19 protein-coding genes and 1 riboswitch are annotated in these 17,747 nt (G+C 74.4%); of the genes, 6 read left to right on the forward strand and 13 right to left on the reverse strand.

From position 1 onward, the window contains the following. Positions 1-16: 16 nt before the first annotated feature. The 5 genes from ACH414_RS12590 to ACH414_RS12610 form a co-directional block, all read right to left on the reverse strand. The gene (locus ACH414_RS12590; protein ID WP_382539358.1) at positions 17-1,492 is read right to left on the reverse strand and encodes an APC family permease; all 1,476 of its coding nucleotides are present in this window, start codon (positions 1,490-1,492) and stop codon (positions 17-19) included. Between the two features lie 297 nt (positions 1,493-1,789). Beyond that, complete coding sequence (locus ACH414_RS12595; RefSeq protein WP_398941746.1) at positions 1,790-3,760, reverse strand: FUSC family protein; 1,971 nt, start codon at positions 3,758-3,760, stop codon at positions 1,790-1,792. Positions 3,761-3,801: 41 nt separating this feature from the next. Continuing rightward, positions 3,802-4,038 carry a DUF2630 family protein gene (locus ACH414_RS12600; RefSeq protein WP_382539364.1) on the reverse strand — a complete coding sequence of 79 codons (237 nt, stop codon included), beginning with the start codon at positions 4,036-4,038 and terminating at the stop codon, positions 3,802-3,804. 110 nt (positions 4,039-4,148) lie between these two features. Continuing rightward, positions 4,149-4,592, reverse strand: a complete 444-nt coding sequence (locus tag ACH414_RS12605) for a hypothetical protein (protein WP_382539367.1) — start codon at positions 4,590-4,592, stop codon at positions 4,149-4,151. Beyond that, positions 4,589-5,014, reverse strand: a complete 426-nt coding sequence (locus ACH414_RS12610) for a hypothetical protein (protein ID WP_382539370.1) — start codon at positions 5,012-5,014, stop codon at positions 4,589-4,591. Before ACH414_RS12610 ends, ACH414_RS12605 begins: the two co-directional genes overlap by 4 nt. A 170-nt stretch (positions 5,015-5,184) precedes the next feature. Between ACH414_RS12610 and ACH414_RS12615 the strand changes: the two genes are divergently transcribed. Continuing rightward, on the forward strand, positions 5,185-5,589 hold the full coding sequence (locus ACH414_RS12615; RefSeq protein WP_382539373.1) for a hypothetical protein: 405 nt from the start codon (positions 5,185-5,187) through the stop codon (positions 5,587-5,589). A gap of 279 nt (positions 5,590-5,868) precedes the next feature. On the opposite strand, the gene ACH414_RS12620 is transcribed toward ACH414_RS12615, so the two are convergent. From ACH414_RS12620 to ACH414_RS12630, 3 genes are all read right to left on the reverse strand, one after another. Beyond that, positions 5,869-6,339, reverse strand: a complete 471-nt coding sequence (locus tag ACH414_RS12620; RefSeq protein WP_398941749.1) for a universal stress protein — start codon at positions 6,337-6,339, stop codon at positions 5,869-5,871. Positions 6,340-6,417: 78 nt separating this feature from the next. Continuing rightward, entirely contained in the window at positions 6,418-7,041 is a 624-nt protein-coding gene (locus ACH414_RS12625) for an FMN reductase (RefSeq protein WP_382539379.1), read from the reverse strand. Positions 7,042-7,045: 4 nt separating this feature from the next. Next, on the reverse strand, positions 7,046-8,125 hold the full coding sequence (locus ACH414_RS12630) for an LLM class flavin-dependent oxidoreductase (protein WP_382539575.1): 1,080 nt from the start codon (positions 8,123-8,125) through the stop codon (positions 7,046-7,048). Between the two features lie 101 nt (positions 8,126-8,226). On the opposite strand from ACH414_RS12630, the gene ACH414_RS12635 reads away from it, so the two are divergent. From ACH414_RS12635 to cobM, 3 genes are read left to right on the forward strand one after another with little or no spacing between them, the layout of a single operon-like run. After that, positions 8,227-8,367, forward strand: a complete 141-nt coding sequence (locus ACH414_RS12635) for a DUF6126 family protein (protein ID WP_382539382.1) — start codon at positions 8,227-8,229, stop codon at positions 8,365-8,367. A 43-nt stretch (positions 8,368-8,410) separates the two neighbouring features. Next, a complete protein-coding gene (cbiE, locus tag ACH414_RS12640; protein ID WP_398941751.1) occupies positions 8,411-9,634 on the forward strand; it encodes a precorrin-6y C5,15-methyltransferase (decarboxylating) subunit CbiE in 1,224 nt (407 codons plus the stop codon). A gap of 8 nt (positions 9,635-9,642) precedes the next feature. Continuing rightward, positions 9,643-10,392, forward strand: a complete 750-nt coding sequence (cobM, locus tag ACH414_RS12645) for a precorrin-4 C(11)-methyltransferase (RefSeq protein WP_382539389.1) — start codon at positions 9,643-9,645, stop codon at positions 10,390-10,392. Positions 10,393-10,419: 27 nt separating this feature from the next. Here cobM and ACH414_RS12650 read toward each other — a convergent pair whose 3' ends face one another. Both ACH414_RS12650 and ACH414_RS12655 read right to left on the reverse strand, forming a co-directional pair. Next, positions 10,420-10,494 carry a 50S ribosomal protein bL37 gene (locus ACH414_RS12650; protein WP_106976029.1) on the reverse strand — a complete coding sequence of 25 codons (75 nt, stop codon included), beginning with the start codon at positions 10,492-10,494 and terminating at the stop codon, positions 10,420-10,422. 77 nt (positions 10,495-10,571) lie between these two features. After that, positions 10,572-11,714: a cobalt-precorrin-5B (C(1))-methyltransferase gene (locus tag ACH414_RS12655; protein ID WP_382539392.1), complete on the reverse strand. Its 1,143-nt coding sequence runs from the start codon at positions 11,712-11,714 to the stop codon at positions 10,572-10,574. 12 nt (positions 11,715-11,726) lie between these two features. Between ACH414_RS12655 and ACH414_RS12660 the strand changes: the two genes are divergently transcribed. Then, positions 11,727-12,458, forward strand: coding sequence for a cobalt-precorrin-6A reductase (locus ACH414_RS12660; RefSeq protein WP_398941753.1), 732 nt, complete (start codon positions 11,727-11,729; stop codon positions 12,456-12,458). A 46-nt stretch (positions 12,459-12,504) separates the two neighbouring features. Continuing rightward, on the forward strand, positions 12,505-14,040 hold the full coding sequence (locus ACH414_RS12665) for a serine hydrolase (RefSeq protein WP_382539397.1): 1,536 nt from the start codon (positions 12,505-12,507) through the stop codon (positions 14,038-14,040). 15 nt (positions 14,041-14,055) lie between these two features. Here ACH414_RS12665 and ACH414_RS12670 read toward each other — a convergent pair whose 3' ends face one another. From ACH414_RS12670 to ACH414_RS12680, 3 genes are read right to left on the reverse strand one after another with little or no spacing between them, the layout of a single operon-like run. Further along, positions 14,056-15,549, reverse strand: coding sequence for a precorrin-2 C(20)-methyltransferase (locus ACH414_RS12670; protein WP_386563366.1), 1,494 nt, complete (start codon positions 15,547-15,549; stop codon positions 14,056-14,058). Then, positions 15,546-16,199, reverse strand: coding sequence for a precorrin-8X methylmutase (locus ACH414_RS12675; RefSeq protein WP_382539402.1), 654 nt, complete (start codon positions 16,197-16,199; stop codon positions 15,546-15,548). Before ACH414_RS12675 ends, ACH414_RS12670 begins: the two co-directional genes overlap by 4 nt. Beyond that, complete coding sequence (locus ACH414_RS12680) at positions 16,196-17,482, reverse strand: cobalamin biosynthesis protein CobG (protein ID WP_382539578.1); 1,287 nt, start codon at positions 17,480-17,482, stop codon at positions 16,196-16,198. Before ACH414_RS12680 ends, ACH414_RS12675 begins: the two co-directional genes overlap by 4 nt. Before the next feature lie 132 nt (positions 17,483-17,614). Beyond that, positions 17,615-17,703, forward strand: a riboswitch (cobalamin riboswitch). The last annotated feature ends 44 nt before the right edge of the window (positions 17,704-17,747 follow it).

Consider the following 17,747-nt stretch of genomic DNA (forward strand, 5'->3'; position numbering starts at 1 on the left):
TCGAAGGCAGTGACCGTCAGAAGTCCGTGGCGAGCGACTCGTCCGAGCGGCGGGCGCGCGGGGAGTCGGGTGAGGCGAAGGGCGCGGCGGCGGCGAGCGCGCGGACCGCGTCGAGGCGGGCGGGGCGGTAGTACGAGCTGCCCCGCTTCCAGTACACGAGCATCGGCACGAGGCCGAGCGCGAGCCCGCCGAGGCCGATGACGAGGGAGGTCGTGGAGAGCGCGCCGAGCGACTCGACGAAGGCCCAGAGCATGAAGGCGGATCCGAGCAGGGGCCACACCCCGCCCAGGAGGAAGTCCCGTACGGAGCCGAGGAGCAGTGACTTGTAGGCGACGACGGCGGCGATGCCGGCGAGGCCGTAGTAGAACGCGATCTGCAGTCCGATCGCGCTGACCGCGTCCTCCAGGACCTCCTGGACGGAGCCGGCGGCACCGGCCGCGGCGAACATGACGAGCGCGGCGGCGCCGACGGCGGCGATGGCCGCCCAGGGGGTGTTCCAGCGCCGGTGGACGAGGCCGAGCGCGGCCGGCATCGTGCGGTCGCGGCCCATCGCGAACAGCGAGCGGGTGACCTGGATGAGGGTGGTCTCCAGGGTGGCGACCGTGGACAGCAGCACCGCGAGGACCAGGAGCTTGCCGCCGGCGCCCGGCCAGATCTCCTGGCCGAGGACGGCGAGCACGTTGGCGCCGCCGGTCTCGATCTGTTCGGCGGTCAGCAGCACGTTGACGGCGACGGTGAAGGCCTCGAACAGCAGGAAGACCACGCCGACGCCGACGAGCGCGGCGAGTCCCGCGGTGCGGCGGCTGTCGCGGGTCTCCTCGCTGAGGTTGCTGGTGACGTCCCAGCCCCAGTAGTAGAAGGCGGCGATCAGCGCGCCGGACGCGAAGCCGGAGGCCCCGCCGAAGTGGCCGAAGCCGAACCAGGACCAGTCGAAGGCGGTGGCGTGCCCGCGGTGCACGACCGCGCCCAGGACGAACACGAGGAGGATGAGCAGCTCGACGCCGGACATGAGGAGCTGGGCGCGGACGGTGAGCCGCGCGCCGCCGAGGACGACGAGCAGCATCATCAGGAACCAGCCGGCGCCGACGGCGCAGGACAGCGCGGTGTCCTTGGCGAGTTCGGGGTCGAAGAGGGAGAGCGTCAGGGAGCCGGCGGGCAGGGAGCCGGCGACCATGAAGACGGTGGCCGCGAAGACCAGGGCCCAGCCGGAGAGGAAGCCGAGGAACGGGTGGAGGGTGCGCCCCACCCAGGAGTATCCGGCGCCGGCGTTGACGTCGATCCGGCCGAGCCGGGCGTAGGCGAGGACGATGCCGAGCATCGGTATCGCGCAGTAGAGCAGGGCCGCGGGCGAGGCGAGGCCGACCGCGCCGAACAGCACGGCGGTGGTGGCGGCGAGCGAGTACGCGGGCGCGCTGCCGGCCACGGCCATCACGATGGTGTCGAACGTGCCGAGGGCGTTGGGCTGGAGGCCTCTGCCGGGGGTGGTGCGCATGGCGGTGTCCTCGGGGAGGGGAAGGACGGGGGACGCAGGCAAGTGACCGTGCCACCAGGCCGCTTGTGGCCGGGGAGGAGGCGCGGATCACGGTGAGTCGAGCGCATCGTAGTCGTACCCGTGGATTCCGGTAACGGCGGTGGGAGGGTTCGGTTCCGCAACCGCCGGTAAGGGCTTCCGTACGCCCCATTGGCGAGGTTTGGCGGGCGGCGGGCGCAGAAGATCCCGCCTGGGATCAGAGGTGGGACCACCGGTGGGATCACCGGTGGATCCCGCGTCGGCGCCCGCCGGCGTCCCCTACGGCGAGGTGATCGCGCGGGCCGCGCGCACCTCCTGGCGCAGGGCGGCGAGGACGCCCTCCTCGTCGCCGGAGAGCTCGGCGTGGACCTCCACCAGGACGTTGCTGGAGCGCAGCCCCTCGGCGAGTTCGCGCAACTGGCGTTCCACGGCGGCGACCTCGGCCGGGTCGGGCGGGGGCGCGCCGTGGTCCACCCGGATCCGGGCGGCGGTGGTGGCGTCCACGATCCGTTCCACGGCGATGGCCAGCGGCCACCAGGCGGCGGCCAGGTCGCCCGCGGGCGGGGGCTCGGTCAGGGCCCGCTGGAACTCGGAACGTACGGAGGACATGTCCCGGTACAGCTTGCGGCGGGCCCGGTGCCGGCGGGCCGGGTCGGCTCCGCCGGGGTTTCCGGCCGGGTCGGCCGCGCCCTGGGGGCGGAAGGCGAGCGCCACGTATCCGGCGGTGTCCGCGACGGCGTCGGCGAGCCGGTCCGCGACGCGGGTGTGCCAGGACTCGGGCCACAGCAGATAGCCGGCGACCAGGGCGATCCCGCAGCCGATCAGGGAGTCGTACAGCCGGGGCAGGACGAGGTCGAAGCCCTGGTGGTTGAGGAGGTCGGACAGGAGCAGGATCACCGGGGTGATGGCCGCCGTCTGGAAGGCGTACCCCTTCGCGGAGAACGCCGGGATGAGCGCCGCCAGCAGCATCATCACCGGCACGTCCCACCAGCCGCGGGGCACCGCGGCGAGCACCGGCGCGGCCAGCAGCAGCCCGGCGGCGGTGCCGAGCGCGCGCAGCACGGCCCGCGAGAAGACGGAGCCGAAGTCGGGCTTCAGGACGAAGGTGACGGTGAGGGCGACCCAGTACGAGCGGGGTACGGCGATCAGCGAGACCAGTGCCTGGGCGAGGCCGATGCACAGCGCGAGCCGCAGCCCGTACCGCCAGGAGGCCTCCGAGAACAGCGCCGCGCGGGCGGTGCGGCGGATCCGGACGCGCAGTGCGGCGGGGCGCCCGAGGCGGTCGTCGACGTTGTGCGGGTTGGGCTCGGCCTGGTGGACGACGGTCGCCGCGTACCGTACGGCCGCGTCGACGGCCTTCTCGGAGGGGCGGCGGGCCTCCGGCAGCGCGACCTCGGGCGTCCCGGTGCGGCCCTCCTCGATCGCGTCGGCGAGCGCGCGGACGGCGGCCGGGATCTCCGGCGGCAGCGGCCGGTGGAAGCGCTGGGCGGCGAGGTGGGCGGCGGGCGCGGCCTCCAGGAGCGGTGTGACCGCGTTGAGCTGGGACAGCAGCCGGACCAGGGTGGGCGCCCGGCCGTGCTGGCGGGCCCGGCGGGCGAGGAGCAGGTCGTAGGACTGGTTGAGGGAGGCGGTGACGGCCTGGCGCCGCTCGTCGTACGCGTCGCTGCCGGAGGCCTCGAAGAGCGCGGCGACGAACCGGTAGGTCCCGGCGACCGCCGCCCGTTCGGGTTGCCCGCCGCGCAACGGCCAGCCGAGCAGGGAGAGGACGAGGACCACGACCCCGCCGAGGGTCAGCAGCAGCGGTGCCTTCCACCACGGGTCGGGCATCGGCAGGCCCGCGCCGACGACGGCGTTGAGGAGGAGCAGCAGGCCGGAGACGGAGGCGACGGCGCCGATCGAGGAGATCATCCCGGAGACGAGCGCGATGAGCGTGAGCACGGCGACGGCGAGCCAGCCCTGCCCGAAGACGAGGGTGCCGAGGGTGACGCCGAGGGCGCCGAACAGCTGCGGGACGGCGATGTTGTAGATCCGCATCCGGTACGCGTCGGCGGTGTCGCCGATGACCCCGGACAGCGCGCCCATCGCCACCAGTGCCCCGTACGCGGGCTGCCCCACGGCGAACCCGACGGCCAGCGGTGCGGAGAGCGCGATCGCGGCCCGCGCCACGGCGGCCCACGGCACGGGGGTGGGCTGCGGGCGGAGGCCGGCGGTGAGCCAGGCGGGTGGGGTGAGCCGTGCGGGTTTCGCCATGCGTCCAACGTACGGCGGCGGGCCGCCGGGGCGACGGGGGGTCAGCTCCGGTAGCCCTCGACCTCCGAGGGGGGACGGACGGCCGCGGTGTCCGGGTCCTCGCCGAACTCGCTCTTCGCCCGCCGCTGCCGCAGCAGGTCCCAGCACTGGTCCAGTTTGATCTCCAGCTCGGCGAGGCGGGCGCGTTCCTCGTCGAGGAGCCCGCCGGTGCGCCGGCGAAGGGCGCGTTCCTCCTCGACGAGGGCGCCGATGTTCTCCAGGATCTCGTCGTTGTCCATGCCTTCAGCGTGGCCGATCGAGGCCCGACGTGCAGGTCGAGACCGAACGGCCCGGGGGCGGCACGCGCCGCGTCCGGGCCGTTCGGGCGGGGGGGGGCGAGCCCCGGCGGTCAGTGCCGCAGCGCCTGGGCGATCTCCGCTTTGGTCGTGCCGGAGAGGGTGCGATTGCTGCGGGCCGTACCGGACTTGGACTTCCCGGCCTCGACGCCGTCGATGTTCAGGACGACGGAGTCGAGCAGATTGCCGTCGGTGTCGCGGAAGTTGACCATGATCGTGTAGTCGGCGGTCTTGTCCTTGGGGTTGGTCGCGGTGATCTCGGCGACCGTGCGGTCGCCGTCCGTGGACGTCGCGCCCGCCTTGACGTCGCCGCTCGCGTTCACCCCGTCCTTGACCTGGTTCATCTTCTCCTGGGCGGCGGACGCGACCGCGGCCGTGGCGGAGGAGACGATGCCGCCGGCCTTGTCCTTGGCCTCGTCGCAGCCGGTGAGGGCGAGCGCCAGGACGAGGAGCGGGCCGGCCGCCAGGGCGGCGGCGCGGGTGCGGTGCCCGGTCACCGGCGCTCGTCCCCGTAGGCGTCGTCCGTGGCCAGCGCCCAGATCACGAAGATCGAGACGGCCATGGAGAAGAGCGCCCACCACGGCTGGTAGGGCAGGAAGAGGAAGTGGGCGATGACGTTCAGGGAGGCGAGCGCGATACCCGCGACCCGGCCCCACTCGGCGCCCTTGAGGATGCCGTAGCCCGCGATGGCGACGACGATGCCGAGGATGAGGTGGATCCAGCCCCACGTCGTCAGGTCGAACTTGAAGACGTAGTCGCCGACGCGGGTGTAGACGTCGTCCTCGGCGATCCCCGCGATGCCCTGGAAGATGTCCATGATGCCGGTGACGAGCATGAGGACACCCGCGAACAGGGTGCCCCCGGCCGCCCAGGCGCCGCTTGTCGTCTGCTTCTGCGGTCGTGCCGTGTTCTGACTCATGGACTCATCGTGGGAGCGTCCGCACACGGGCGAACGTTCAACTACGCCGACCGGGTGACTCGCCCCCGGAGGCCCGAGCCGGTGGCTGATCCACTTGCGGGCCGCGGGGGCCGGGTGTGCCCTGGAGGGTGCAGGAACGGTTCGTCCGGACCGCGGAAGGAGCACCTGCCATGGCCGCACACGCAGCGGTACCCGCCCGGCGCCAGTGGAGCACGCACGGCTGGGGCCTGCCCGTCACGCTCGGCATCGCCTACGGCCTCTACGCCCCGGTCATCGCCCGCGACGGCGGCGCCCTGTCCTGGGGCCAGTTCTGGCTCGGCCTGATCAGCGGCGTCGTCCTCGCCGTCTCCGTCTACGGGCTGCACCGCTACGGCAGGGCGCTGCGGCGCGAACTGCGCGCGGTCGCCTGGGGCGCCCTCGCCGGCATCGCGATCGGCTTCCTGTTCAGCCTCTCCGACGCGAGCATCTACTCCTCGGCGCTGCTCGGACTCATCGTGGCAGGCGCGACGTTCGGCGCCGCCTTCTACCTCTTCTACACCCACGAGGACGCGGCCGGCCGGCCCGCGCCCTACTGACCCGCGGCGGTGGTACGCGACCACCACCGCGCGGCGGGGCCGGGCAGCGAGCGGCCCCGCCCCGCGCGCTGCTGACACCGGGCGCCGCTCCGGAGGGCTCGGGACGGCGGGGACGTGCCGCCCGAGCCGCGGCCCGTCCGTGCGCCCGTGCACCGCGGGACCCGGCCGGGGGACCGGGCCCCGCGGTGCACGGACGGGCTGATGGACGAGGTCCCGGGGACGCCCCCCGGTGGCCTCGGTCTCGGGGGTCTAACCCCCGGTGGCCTCGGTCCCGGGGGTCTAGCCCCCGGCGGCCTCGGTCCCGGGGGCCTCGCCTCCGGGGAACTCGCCCCGGACCACGACGACCGGGCAGGGCGCGTGCTGGGCGACGTTCGAGGAGACGGAGCCGAGGACCGCCGCCTTGAAGCCGCTGTAGCCGCGGTCGCCGACCACCAGCAGCGAGGCGCCCGCGGCCTGGTCGACCAGGGCCTGGGCCGGGTTCCCGCCGACGACGGTGCGGGTGGCCGCGGCGGCCTCCTCGGGGGTGAGGGCCTGGGCGAGGGACTCGTCGAGGATCTGCTTCGCCAGGCGTTCGGGGTCGAACTCGGGCGGGACGCCCGGCATGAGCGTGGCCCAGGAGGCCGGGTACTCCCAGCTGGTCACGGCCTGCAGGGTGTCCCCGGTCAGGGCGGCCTGTGCCGCCGCCCACTTCAGCGCTCTGAGGGACGGAGCCGATCCGTCCACGCCCACCACGATCCTGCCGCCGGCCATGGCCGACCTCCGTTTCGCTGTCGGGAGGCCCCGTCCGGGGCCCCGCGCGGGAACCTCCCGACCAACGTAACAAACCGATCAATCCAGGCGCAGATCGGCCAACTGCTTCTCGAAGGGGACGATCTCGTCCTCGTCCGTCCGCCGGGCCGGCCGGGCCGCCACCGTGTCCGCGAACTCGTTCCCGGCCCGGGTGATCCGGGCCGGCAGCCCCTCGGTGTACTCGTCGCCGCCCGAGCCCCAGTCCTCCGAGGCCGCGTACACGGCGGTCGGGACGACGAGGGCCCGCAGATAGGCGAAGAGCGGGCGCAGGGCGTGGTCGAGGACGAGGGAGTGGCGGGCGGTGCCGCCGGTGGCGCCGATCAGCACCGGGACGCCGCTGAGGGCGGTCGGGTCGATCAGGTCGAAGAAGGACTTGAAGAGTCCGCTGTAGGAGGCGGTGAAGACGGGGGTGACGGCGATGACGCCGTCCGCGCCGGTCACCGTGTCGATCGCCGCCTGGAGCTTCTCCGAGGGGAAGCCCGTGACGAAGTTCTTCGCGATGTCGACGGCCAGGTCGCGCAGTTCGACGACCTCGACGTCGACGGCGTACTCCTGCTCGGCCAGCCGGTACCGGGCCGCCTGGAGCAGCCGGTCGGCGAGCAGCCGGGTGGAGGAGGGCGCGCTGAGTCCGGCGGACACGGCGACCAGCTTCAACGTCTGCATGGCGTCAGACCTCCAGCTTCTTCTGGACGGACGGGTGGAGCGGGGCGGTCTCCGGAACGCCGGCGGGCCGCAGGTTCGCGAACTCCTTGCGGAGCACCGGGACGACCTCCTCGCCGAGGATGTCGAGCTGCTCCAGGACGGTCTTCAGGGGCAGTCCGGCGTGGTCGACGAGGAAGAGCTGGCGCTGGTAGTCGCCGACGTACTCGCGGAAGGACAGGGTGCGTTCGATGACCTCCTGCGGCGAGCCGACGGTCAGCGGGGTCTCGCGGCTGAACTCCTCCAGGGACGGGCCGTGACCGTAGACCGGCGCGTTGTCGAAGTACGGGCGGAACTCCCGTACGGCGTCCTGCGAGTTCTTCCGCACGAAGACCTGGCCGCCGAGGCCGACGATCGCCTGCTCGGGGGTGCCGTGTCCGTAGTGCGCGTACCGCTGCCGGTAGAGCCGGACCATCTTCTCGGTGTGCTGCTTGGGCCAGAAGATGTGGTTCGCGAAGAAGCCGTCGCCGTAGTAGGCGGCCTGTTCGGCGATCTCGGGGGAGCGGATGGAGCCGTGCCAGACGAACGGCGGGACGCCGTCGAGCGGGCGCGGGGTGGCGGTGAAGCCCTGCAGCGCGGAGCGGAACTTGCCCTCCCAGTCGACCACGTCCTCCCTCCACAGCCTGTGGAGGAGCGCGTAGTTCTCGATGGCGAGCGGGATGCCCTGGCGGATGTCCTGCCCGAACCAGGGGTAGACCGGGCCGGTGTTGCCGCGGCCCATCATCAGGTCGACGCGCCCGTCGGCGAGGTGCTGGAGGGTCGCGTAGTCCTCGGCGATCTTCACCGGGTCGTTGGTGGTGATCAGCGTCGTGGAGGTGGACAGGATCAGGTTCTCGGTCCGCGCGGCGATGTGGCCGAGCAGGGTGGTGGGGGAGGACGGGACGAACGGCGGGTTGTGGTGCTCGCCGGTCGCGAAGACGTCCAGGCCGACCTCCTCCGCCTTGAGCGCGATGGCGACGGTGTTCTTGATCCGCTCGTGCTCCGTGGGGGTGCGGCCGGTGGTGGGGTCGGTCGTCACGTCGCCGACGGTGAAGATCCCGAACTGCATCGTGCTCACCTCTCGCGTTTCCTGGTGTTGGTTGAATCTTAAACCATCGCGTCCAACGGCGCATCCACCCCCGCTATTCCCGGGCCCGTACCCTGGACGGCATGACCGACCCCGGCACCGACACCGAGCGGTGGAAGGAGCGCGGCGTGATGCTGCGCGTCTTCGTCTACGTCTTCGCCACCCACGCCTTCGCGGGCTTCGTGTGGCTGCTCTTCTACGTGGGCCAGAACGCCCACAAGTGACCGCGGGACGCCTCCCCGCGGGCGCTCACGTAGAGTCCCGGGCGTGAACGCTGCGATATCGGTGGTGTCGGTCGTCGGAATCGGCGCCGACGGCTGGGACGGACTGGCCGAGGCCTCCCGCCGGACCCTGCGCGCCGCCGAGGTGCTGATCGGCGGCCCCCGCCAGCTCGACCTGCTGCCCGCCGCCGACTGCCCTGGCGCCCGCGAGCCCTGGCCCACCCCGCTGCTGCCGGCCGTGCGCGGCCTGCTCGCCGCCCATGAAGGGCGCCGGATCGCGGTCCTCGCCAGCGGCGACCCGATGTTCTACGGGATCGGCCGCACCCTCGCCGGGATCCTCGGCCCGGACCGCCTCGACGTCCTGCCGCACCCGTCCTCCGTCTCGTACGCCTGCGCCCGGCTCGGCTGGCCCCTGGAGGCCACCGAGACCGTCTCCCTCGTCGCCCGCCCCCTCGACGCCCTCACCGGCCGCCTGCACGACGGGCGGCGCCTGCTGCTCCTCAGCGAGGGCGCCGACACGCCCGCCCGGGTGGCCGCGCTGCTGCGCGGGCGCGGCTGGGGCGGCACCCGGATGCGGGTCCTCGAACAGCTCGGCTCCGAACGCGAGCGGACCCTCGACGGCACGGCCGCGGACTGGCCCCACGCGCTCACCGACCCCCTCAACGTCATCGCCCTCGACTGCGCCCGCGACCCCGAGACCCCCCGGCTCGGCGTCACGCCCGGCCTGCCGGACGAGGCCTACGAGCACGACGGCCAGCTCACCAAGCGGTACGTCCGCGCCGCCACGCTCGCCGCGCTCGCCCCGGCCCCCGGGGAGCTGCTCTGGGACGTCGGCGGCGGCTCCGGCTCCATCGGCATCGAGTGGATGCGGGCCCACCGCGACTGCCGGGCCGTCTCCGTGGAGAGGTCCCCGGAACGGGCGGCCCGCATCGCCCGCAACGCGGCGGCTCTCGGCGTACCGGCCCTGAGGGTGGTGACGGGACCGGCCCCCGCGTCGCTCGCCGGCCTCCCCACCCCCCAAGCGGTCTTCATCGGCGGCGGCCTGACCGCCCCCGGCCTGCTGGACGCCTGCTGGGACGCCCTCCCGGCCGGCGGCCGGCTGGTCGCCAACACCGTGACGCTGGAGTCCGAGGCGCTGCTCGCCGAGCGCTACCGCAGCCACGGCGGCGAGCTGATCCGGCTCGCGGTCGCCGCCGCGGTCCCGGTGGGCGGCTTCACCGGCTGGCGCCAGGCGATGCCGGTCACGCAATGGTCCGTAACGAAGGGTTGAACAGAGCAATGACCGTCTACTTCATCGGCGCGGGCCCCGGCGCGGCCGACCTGATCACGGTGCGGGGCGCGCGCACGCTGGCCTCGTGCGGGGTCTGCCTCTACGCCGGCTCCCTCGTCCCCACCGAACTGCTCGCCGAGTGCCCGCCCGACGCCAAGCTCGTCGACACGGCCCGGATGGACCTGGACCAGATCGTCGCGGAGATCGCCGCCGCCCACGAGGCCGGCCAGGACGTGGCCCGCCTCCACTCCGGCGACCCGTCGGTCTTCAGCGCCATGGCCGAGCAGATGCGCCGCCTGGACGCGGCGGGCATCCCGTACGAGGTCGTGCCCGGCGTCCCGGCCTTCGCGGCGGCCGCGGCCGCCCTGAAGCGGGAGCTGACGGTCCCGACGGTCGGCCAGACGGTCATCCTGACCCGGATCGCCCAGCAGGCCACTCCCATGCCGGAGGGCGAGGACCTGGCGACCCTCGGCCGCAGCGGCGCCCTCCTGGTCCTCCACCTGGCCGCCCGCTACGCCGACCGCATCGTCGCCGAACTCGTCCCCCACTACGGCGCGGACTGCCCCGCCGCTGTCGTCGCGATGGCCAGCCGCCCGGACGAGGTCGTCCTGCGCGGCACGCTGGAGGACATCGCGGACCAGCTGAAGGCCTCGGGGATCACCAAGACCGCCGTGATCATCGTGGGCCGCACCCTGGCCGCCTCGGAGTTCCGCGACAGCCACCTCTACGACCCGGCCCGGGACCGCCACACCTGCTGAACGGACCCGGGCACCGGAAGGACGCCCTCAGGCGTTGGGCCGCTTGCCGTGGTTGGCGTTCTTCTTCTTGCGGGCCCGCTTCTTGTTGCCGCGCTTGGCCATGGGACTCCCTCTCACTGGTGGGGACGCTGCCGTCGCCAGCCTAGGTTCGGGCCCGGGGGCCCGCACGTCGGCCGCCGTCAGCGCGGCCGTACGGGAGGCCCCGCCACCGCCGACCGCCCCACCACGACCCCCGCCCGGTCGATGCACACCACGTCCACCGCCACCGGCGCCCCGCGCAGCACCGCCAGGGCCTCGTCGCGGGCGCGGGTGGCGACCAGGTCGCCGAGGGGGACGCCGGCGGTCTCGCAGAGGCGGAGGGCGGCCAGGCCCGTGTTGGCGCCGGCGATCTCGTCGGCCAGGGCCTGGGAGGCGCCGCCGGTGCGGGCGAGGGCGGCGAGGAAGGGCTTGTCGACCTGGGAGCGGGCCGAGTGCAGGTCGAGGTGGCCGGCGGCCAGCTTGGAGAGCTTCGCGAAGCCGCCGCAGACGGTCAGCCGGTCCACCGGGTGGCGGCGCACGTACTTCAGGACGGCGCCCGCGAAGTCGCCCATGTCGAGGAGGCCGATCTCCGGCAGGTCGTACAGCGTGGTCACCGTCTTCTCCGAGGTGGAGCCGGTGCAGCCCGCCACATGGGTCAGCCCGGCCGCGCGGGCCACGTCCACGCCCCGGCGGATCGAGTCGATCCAGGCCGAGCACGAGTACGGCACGACGATGCCGGTGGTGCCGAGGATGGACAGGCCGCCGAGGATGCCGATCCGCGGGTTCCAGGTGGAGCGGGCGATCTCGGCGCCGTTGTCGACGGAGAGCGTGATCTCCACGTCGCCGCTCCCGCCGTGCGCGGCGGCGACCGCGGCGACGTGCTCGCGCATCATCTGCCGGGGGACGGGGTTGACGGCCGGCTCGCCGACCTCCAGGGGCAGCCCGGGCAGGGTGACCGTGCCGACCCCGGGACCCGCACGGAAGACCACGCCCGAGCCGGCCGGCAGCAGCCTCACGGTCGAGCGGACCAGCGCGCCGTGGGTGACGTCCGGGTCGTCGCCGGCGTCCTTCACGACCCCTGCCATGGCCTGCTCCGCGCCCAGCTCCTCCACCGCCAGCGCGAAGGACGGCGTCTGCCCCTTGGGCAGGGTGATCGTCACCGGGTCGGGGAACTCGCCGGTGAGCAGCGCCGTGTACGCGGCGGTCGTCGCCGCCGTCGCGCAGGCACCGGTCGTCCAGCCGGGGCGCAGACCGGTGTGCTTGAGTTGGGCCTCACGCCCGCCGCCGGAACTCGCCGCATTCACGGATGGACTCCCATGCACGTACTCATTCTCGGGGGAACGACCGAGGGCCGGCTCCTCGCGGGGCTCCTCGACGGCACCGTCCGCGTCACCAGCTCCCTCGCGGGGCGGGTCGCCGCGCCGCGGCTCCCGGCGGGCGAGGTGCGGATCGGCGGCTTCGGCGGGCCGGAGGGGCTCGCCGCGTGGGTGCGGCGGCACGACGTGGACGCGGTCATCGACGCCACCCATCCCTTCGCCGAGCGGATCAGTTTCAACGCGGCCCGGGCGGCCGCCACCGCCCATGTTCCCCTGCTGGTGCTGCGCCGTCCCGGCTGGGTCCCGGTGGCGGGCGACCGGTGGCACGAGGTGGGCTCCCTGGAGGAGGCGGCCGCCGCCCTCGACGGCCTCGGCGACCGGGTCTTCCTCACCTCCGGCCGCCTCGGTCTCGCGGCCTTCGCCGACCGCCCCGAGTGGTTCCTGGTCCGCTCCGTCGACGCCCCCGACGCCCCGATGCCCGCCCGCTCCGAACTCCTCCTGGACCGCGGCCCGTTCACCCTCGACGGCGAACGCGGCCTCCTCGCCCGGCACCGCATCGACGTCCTGGTGACGAAGGACAGCGGCGGCGCGGCGACCGCCCCGAAGCTCACCGCGGCCCGCGAGGCCGCCGTCCCGGTGGTCGTGGTCCGCCGCCCGCCGGTCCCGCAGGGCGTCCCGGTGGCGTCGACGCCGGAGGAGGCCGCCGCCTGGGCGCGGGCCCTGGCGGGCTGAGCGCGCAGCGCGCGACAGACCCGGACGCCCGCCTTTCAATGGAGTAATGAGCACCGTTCGATTGCTTGCCGCGGCGGGACTCACGGCGCTTCTGGGCGCCACGGCCCCGGGGCCCTCCCCGCCCCCGCCGCAGCCCCCGCCCCAGCTCGACGACGCGGAGGTGCAGCGGGCCGTCGACCGGCTCGACGGGGTGGTCGAGGCGGCAATGAGACGGACCGGGGTGCCGGGCGCGGCCGTCGCCGTCGTCCACGACGGCAAGGTCGTGAAGCTGACCGGCTACGGAGTGCGGAAGGCCGGCGAGACGGCCGCCGTCGACGCCGACACCGTCTTCCAGCTGGCGTCCGTCTCGAAGCCGATCGCCTCCACGGTCGTCGCCGGCGCCGTGGGCGTCGACGGCTGGGCGAAACCCGTCGCCCCGCACGTGCCGGGCTTCCGCCTCAAGGACCCGTGGGTCACCTCGCACGTGACGGCCGCCGACCTGTTCTCGCACCGCAGCGGGCTCCCCGACCACGCCGGGGACCTCCTCGAAGACCTCGGCTACGACCGGGCGTACATCCTGTCCCACCTGCGCTACGAGCCCCTGGCCCCGTTCCGCGCGAGCTACGCCTACACCAACTTCGGCCTGACGGCGGCCGCGCAGGCCGTCGCCGACGAGAAGGGCGTGCCCTGGGAGAAGCTCTCCGCCGACGTCCTCTACAAGCCGGCCGGCATGGACCACACCAGCTCCCGCTTCCAGGACTACGCCGACTCCCCCGACCGCGCCTACGGCCACGTCAAGACGGCCGGCGGCTGGGAGGCGAAGTCCGTACGCGACCCGGACGCCCAGTCCCCGGCCGGCGGCGTCAGCTCCTCCGCCCGGGACATGGCGACCTGGCTGAAGCTGCAACTCGGCGAGGGCAAGCTCGACGGGCGCCGGATCATCCCCGCCGACGCCCTGCAACGCACCCACTGGCCGGAGGCCGTGGCGAGCCCGCCCCGCGCCCCGGCCGCCCGGACCGGCTTCTACGGCCTGGGCTGGAACGTGAGTTACGACGACGCGGGCCGCCTGCGGCTCTCGCACACCGGCGCGTTCGCCCTGGGCGCGCACACCAACGTCACGATGCTGCCGGGCGAGCAGCTCGGCATCGTCGTCCTCACCAACGCCTCCCCGGTCGGCGTCGCGGACGCCGTGGCCCTCGACTTCTTCGACATCGCCGAGCACGGCCAGCCGACCCGCGACTGGATCCCGCTGGTCGACGCCCTCTACCAGCAGCAGGCGGACGAGGCCGTCTCCAAGACCGACTACGCCCACCCGCCCGCCGACGCCACCCCCGCGAAGGCGCCCGCCACCTACACGGGCACCTACCGCAACGCCTACTACGGCCCCGCCGAGATCACCGCGGCCGCGAACGGCACCCTCACCCTCCACCTGGGCCCGAAGCCCCAGGCGTACCCGCTGACGCACTACTCCGGCGACACGTACAGCTTCGAGACCGCGGGCGAGAACGCCGTCGGCCGCACCGGCGTGACCTTCAAGCCGGACGGGAAGTCGTTCACGGTGGAGTACCTGGACGGGGAGGGGCTGGGCACGTTCACCCGGTAGCCGGGGCCTCGCCCCCTAGCCGTACCGCCGCGGCGTCCACGCGATCGTGCGGCCGTCGGCGCGCTTCGTGACCCGGGTCTGCGAGGAGCCGATGAGGAGCAGGGTGCGCATGTCGACCTCGGAGGGATCCAGGGTCTTCAGGGTCAGCACGCGCACCGACTGCTCCGGGCCGCCCACGTCGCGGGCGACGACCACCGGGGTGTCGGGGGAGCGGAGTTCGAGGAGGAGGTCGCGCGCGGCGGCGACCTGGTGGGTGCGGGACTTGGAGCCCGGGTTGTAGATCGCCAGGACCAGGTCGGCCTCGGCCGCGGCGCGCAGGCGCCGGGAGATGACCTCCCAGGGCTTGAGCCGGTCGGAGAGCGAGATGGTCGCGTAGTCGTGGCCGAGGGGCGCGCCCGCGGCGGCGGCGGCCGCGTTGGCGGCGGTCACCCCGGGCAGCACCCGGACGGGGACGTCCGCGTAGCGGTCCTCCGCGGCGATCTCCAGGACGGCGGTCGCCATGGCGAAGACGCCCGGGTCGCCGCCGGAGACCACCGCGACGCGGCGCCCGCGCCGGGCCAGGTCGAGGGCGAACTCGGCGCGCTCCGACTCGACCTTGTTGTCGGAGCCGTGGCGGACCTGCGAGGCGCGCAGGACCGGTACCCGGTCCAGGTAGGTGGTGTAGCCGACCAGGTCGTCGGCGTTCACCAGGGCGCCGCGCGACTCGGGCGTCAGCCAGGGCGCCCCGGCCGGTCCGGTGCCGACGACGACGACCTCGCCCCGCTCCCGTACCGGCGGCTGCGCGTCGATGCGGGAGGGGAGGACGGCGACCGAGAAGTACGGGACCGACTCCGGGTCGATCTCGTCCAGCCGGCCCGTCCGCTCGCCCGCCATGAACGCCCGCTCCACGTACCGCGCGTCCTCGAGCCGGCCGGCCCGCTCCAGCGCCCGCTTCACCGCCGGGAAGGTGCGGCCCAGCTTCATCACCACGGCCGAGTCCGTGCCGGCGAGGCGCGCGGTCAGCTCGTCCTCCGGGAGGGTGCCGGGGACGATCGTCAGGACCTCCTCGGCCTCGCACAGCGGCTCGCCGAGCCGGGCCGCGGCGGCGCTGACGGAGGTCACGCCGGGGATGACGGTGGTGTCGTAGCGGTGCGCGAGGCGCTTGTGCATGTGCTGGTACGAGCCGTAGAACAGCGGGTCGCCCTCCGCGAGCACGGCGACCGTGCGGCCCGCGTCGAGGTGGGCGGCGAGCCGGGCCGCGGCCTCCTCGTAGAAGTCGTCCAGCGCCCCCCGGTAGCCGCCCGGGTGGTCGGTGGTCTCCACCGTGAGCGGGTACATCAGCCGCTCCTCGATGTGGTCCTCGCGCAGGTGCTCGGCCGCGATGGAGCGCGCGATGGACCGCCCGTGCCGGGCCGAGTGGTAGGCGACGACGTCCGCCTCGGCGATGGCCTTCACGGCGGCCACCGTCATCAGGTTCGGGTCGCCGGGGCCGAGGCCGACCCCGTACAGCTTGCCCTTCACGACGCTCATGCCTGGATCTCCGCTTCGTGCGCGAGGGCGTTGAGCGCCGCCGCGGTCATGGCGCTGCCGCCCCGCCTGCCCCGTACGACCAGGTACTCCAGGCCGAGCTCGTTGGCGGCCAGCGCGTCCTTGGACTCGGCGGCGCCGATGAAGCCGACCGGGATGCCGAGCACGGCCGCCGGCTTCCCCGCGCCCTTCGCGATCATCTCCAGGAGGTGGAAGAGCGCCGTCGGCGCGTTGCCGACGGCGACGACCGAGCCCTCCAGGCGGTCCCGCCACAGCTCCATCGCGGCGGCCGACCGGGTGGTGCCGAGCTCGGCGGCGAGGCCGGGCACGGACGGGTCGGACAGCGTGCAGACCACGTCGTTGTCGGCGGGCAGCCGCTTGCGGGTGACCCCGCTGGCCACCATCTGCGCGTCGCACAGGATCGGCGCGCCCGCCCGCAGCGCGGCGCGCGCCGAGGCCACGACGCCGGGGGAGTAGGCGAGGTCCTGCACGAGGTCGGTCATGCCGCAGGCGTGGATCATCCGCACCGCGACGGTGGCGACGTCGGCGGGCAGGCCCGCGAGATCCGCCTCGGCGCGGATCGTGGCAAAGGAACGGCGGTAGATCTCCGTGCCGTCCTTCTCGTACTCGAACATCCTGTTGCTCTCGCTCATCTCGTGGTTGTCGCCGGGCCGCGGGCCGCCGCGACTGCTTCGGACAGGGAGGTACGGGGAGTGGGGCGCCCGTCCACCAGGTAGCCGCCGTCCTCGGTGGCGAGGACGTCCACCCAGGCGCCGTGCGGATGCCCGCAGCGGCGCGCGCACCCGGAGAAGTGCACGGGCAGCAGGCCCCGCGGCGCGAGGGCGGCGTCCCGCCGCACGTCGGCGAGGGACTTGGCGCAGCCGGGCCGCCCGGTGCAGGCGCCGACGCCGGCGCCCGGGTCGGCGGGCCGGGTGATCAGGCCGAGCGCGGCGAGTTCGGCGAGCCGGGCGGGCGGCGCGGCGACGACCGCCCCGCGCCAGGGCGTGAACCGCACCTCGCGGGCCGGCAGCAGCGCCCGCAGCTGAGCCGCGGTCAGCCGGCCGAGCGGCGCGAGGACGGAGAAGGCTTCGGGGCCGAGGGGGCCGGGGGCCGGAGGGCCGCCCCGGGGGAGCGCCGGCGCGGGCACGGCCTCCGCGGCGACACCGGCGCGCGCCAGGGCCCCCGCCACGTCCGGCGCACACCCCTCGGGCAGCTCCCGCACCCGCCAGGCCCCGTTCCCGGCGGCCGCGGCGGCCCGCAGGAAGGCGTCGGCGGCGGCGAGCGCGGCGCGGGGCGCGTCGGGGGCGGCGACCCGGAAGGACTGCGCGCCGAGGCACAGCACCGCCCGACCGACGACACCGCGCGCCGCTCCACCGACAGCTACGGCAGCGCCCGCGCCCGTTCCCGCCTCTGCGAGCAAGGTCACATCCCCGCCGAGCCCCGCGACGTCCCCCCGTCCGTCGTCCAGGACGAACAGGAAACGTCCGGAAAGCGACGGCGTCCACGTCTCCCCGCACAGCAGTGCGTCCAGTTCCCGTGCCCACAACTGCACGTCCGCGCAGCCGAGTCCGTCCAGGCCCGCGGCCGGGGAGGCGACGATGTTGCGGATCCGTTCGTGGCCGGGGGAGGGCAGCAGTCCGGCCCGGTCGAGCAGGGCGGCCAGCTCGCTCCCGCACCCCGCGTCGAGGCCGCGCAGCTCCGCGTTGCCGCGCGAGGTGATGCTGACGCTCCCGTCCCCGAGGGAGACGGTCGCGTCGGCCAGAGCCTCGACCTGACGGGCCGTCAACAGCCCGCCCGGCAGGCGGAGTCGGGCGAGCATGCCGTCGTCGGCACGGTGCAGGCGCAGCGCACCCGGGCAGGCGTCGCCGCGGTCCCGTATGAGAGGTTCGCCCGCTTCGGGCGAGGTGCGTGGGGTGGCCGGCATGGCGGCGAGCATACCCACGGGGTGGTCCGCTCCCACCTGCCGCGAGCGCCGCCGGCCACTGTGATCCGCCCGACCCCGGCCCACCCCCCGCAGGCCCCCCGCACGATCTAGGATGCAAGCGGCATGGGGTCCCAGGACCCCGGGGAGGAAGCCCGGTGAGAATCCGGCGCGGTCCCGCCACTGTGAGCCCGTACCCGCGCGAACCGGCGGGGGGACGGGTGAGTCAGGAACTCCCGCCGTCCACACGACCACCCGGGGCGCGGACAACCCCGAGGAA

Source organism: Streptomyces sp. NPDC020422 (assembly GCF_044386705.1).
In the GTDB taxonomy this organism is placed as follows: domain Bacteria; phylum Actinomycetota; class Actinomycetes; order Streptomycetales; family Streptomycetaceae; genus Streptomyces.

Excerpts from the sequence above, each read along its gene's own strand:
- ACH414_RS12630 (WP_382539575.1), bottom strand. The coding sequence starts at position 8,125 with ATGCAGTTCGGGATCTTCACCGTCGGCGACGTGACGACCGACCCCACC.
- ACH414_RS12660 (WP_398941753.1), top strand. The coding sequence starts at position 11,727 with ATGCACGTACTCATTCTCGGGGGAACGACCGAGGGCCGGCTCCTCGCG.
- ACH414_RS12675 (WP_382539402.1), bottom strand. The coding sequence starts at position 16,199 with ATGAGCGAGAGCAACAGGATGTTCGAGTACGAGAAGGACGGCACGGAG.
- cobM (WP_382539389.1), top strand. The coding sequence starts at position 9,643 with ATGACCGTCTACTTCATCGGCGCGGGCCCCGGCGCGGCCGACCTGATC.
- ACH414_RS12600 (WP_382539364.1), bottom strand. The coding sequence starts at position 4,038 with ATGGACAACGACGAGATCCTGGAGAACATCGGCGCCCTCGTCGAGGAG.
- ACH414_RS12590 (WP_382539358.1), bottom strand. The coding sequence starts at position 1,492 with ATGCGCACCACCCCCGGCAGAGGCCTCCAGCCCAACGCCCTCGGCACG.
- ACH414_RS12595 (WP_398941746.1), bottom strand. The coding sequence starts at position 3,760 with ATGGCGAAACCCGCACGGCTCACCCCACCCGCCTGGCTCACCGCCGGC.
- ACH414_RS12670 (WP_386563366.1), bottom strand. The coding sequence starts at position 15,549 with ATGAGCGTCGTGAAGGGCAAGCTGTACGGGGTCGGCCTCGGCCCCGGC.
- ACH414_RS12620 (WP_398941749.1), bottom strand. The coding sequence starts at position 6,339 with ATGGCCGGCGGCAGGATCGTGGTGGGCGTGGACGGATCGGCTCCGTCC.
- ACH414_RS12615 (WP_382539373.1), top strand. The coding sequence starts at position 5,185 with ATGGCCGCACACGCAGCGGTACCCGCCCGGCGCCAGTGGAGCACGCAC.
- ACH414_RS12625 (WP_382539379.1), bottom strand. The coding sequence starts at position 7,041 with ATGCAGACGTTGAAGCTGGTCGCCGTGTCCGCCGGACTCAGCGCGCCC.
- ACH414_RS12665 (WP_382539397.1), top strand. The coding sequence starts at position 12,505 with ATGAGCACCGTTCGATTGCTTGCCGCGGCGGGACTCACGGCGCTTCTG.
- ACH414_RS12610 (WP_382539370.1), bottom strand. The coding sequence starts at position 5,014 with ATGAGTCAGAACACGGCACGACCGCAGAAGCAGACGACAAGCGGCGCC.
- ACH414_RS12680 (WP_382539578.1), bottom strand. The coding sequence starts at position 17,482 with ATGCTCGCCGCCATGCCGGCCACCCCACGCACCTCGCCCGAAGCGGGC.
- ACH414_RS12635 (WP_382539382.1), top strand. The coding sequence starts at position 8,227 with ATGACCGACCCCGGCACCGACACCGAGCGGTGGAAGGAGCGCGGCGTG.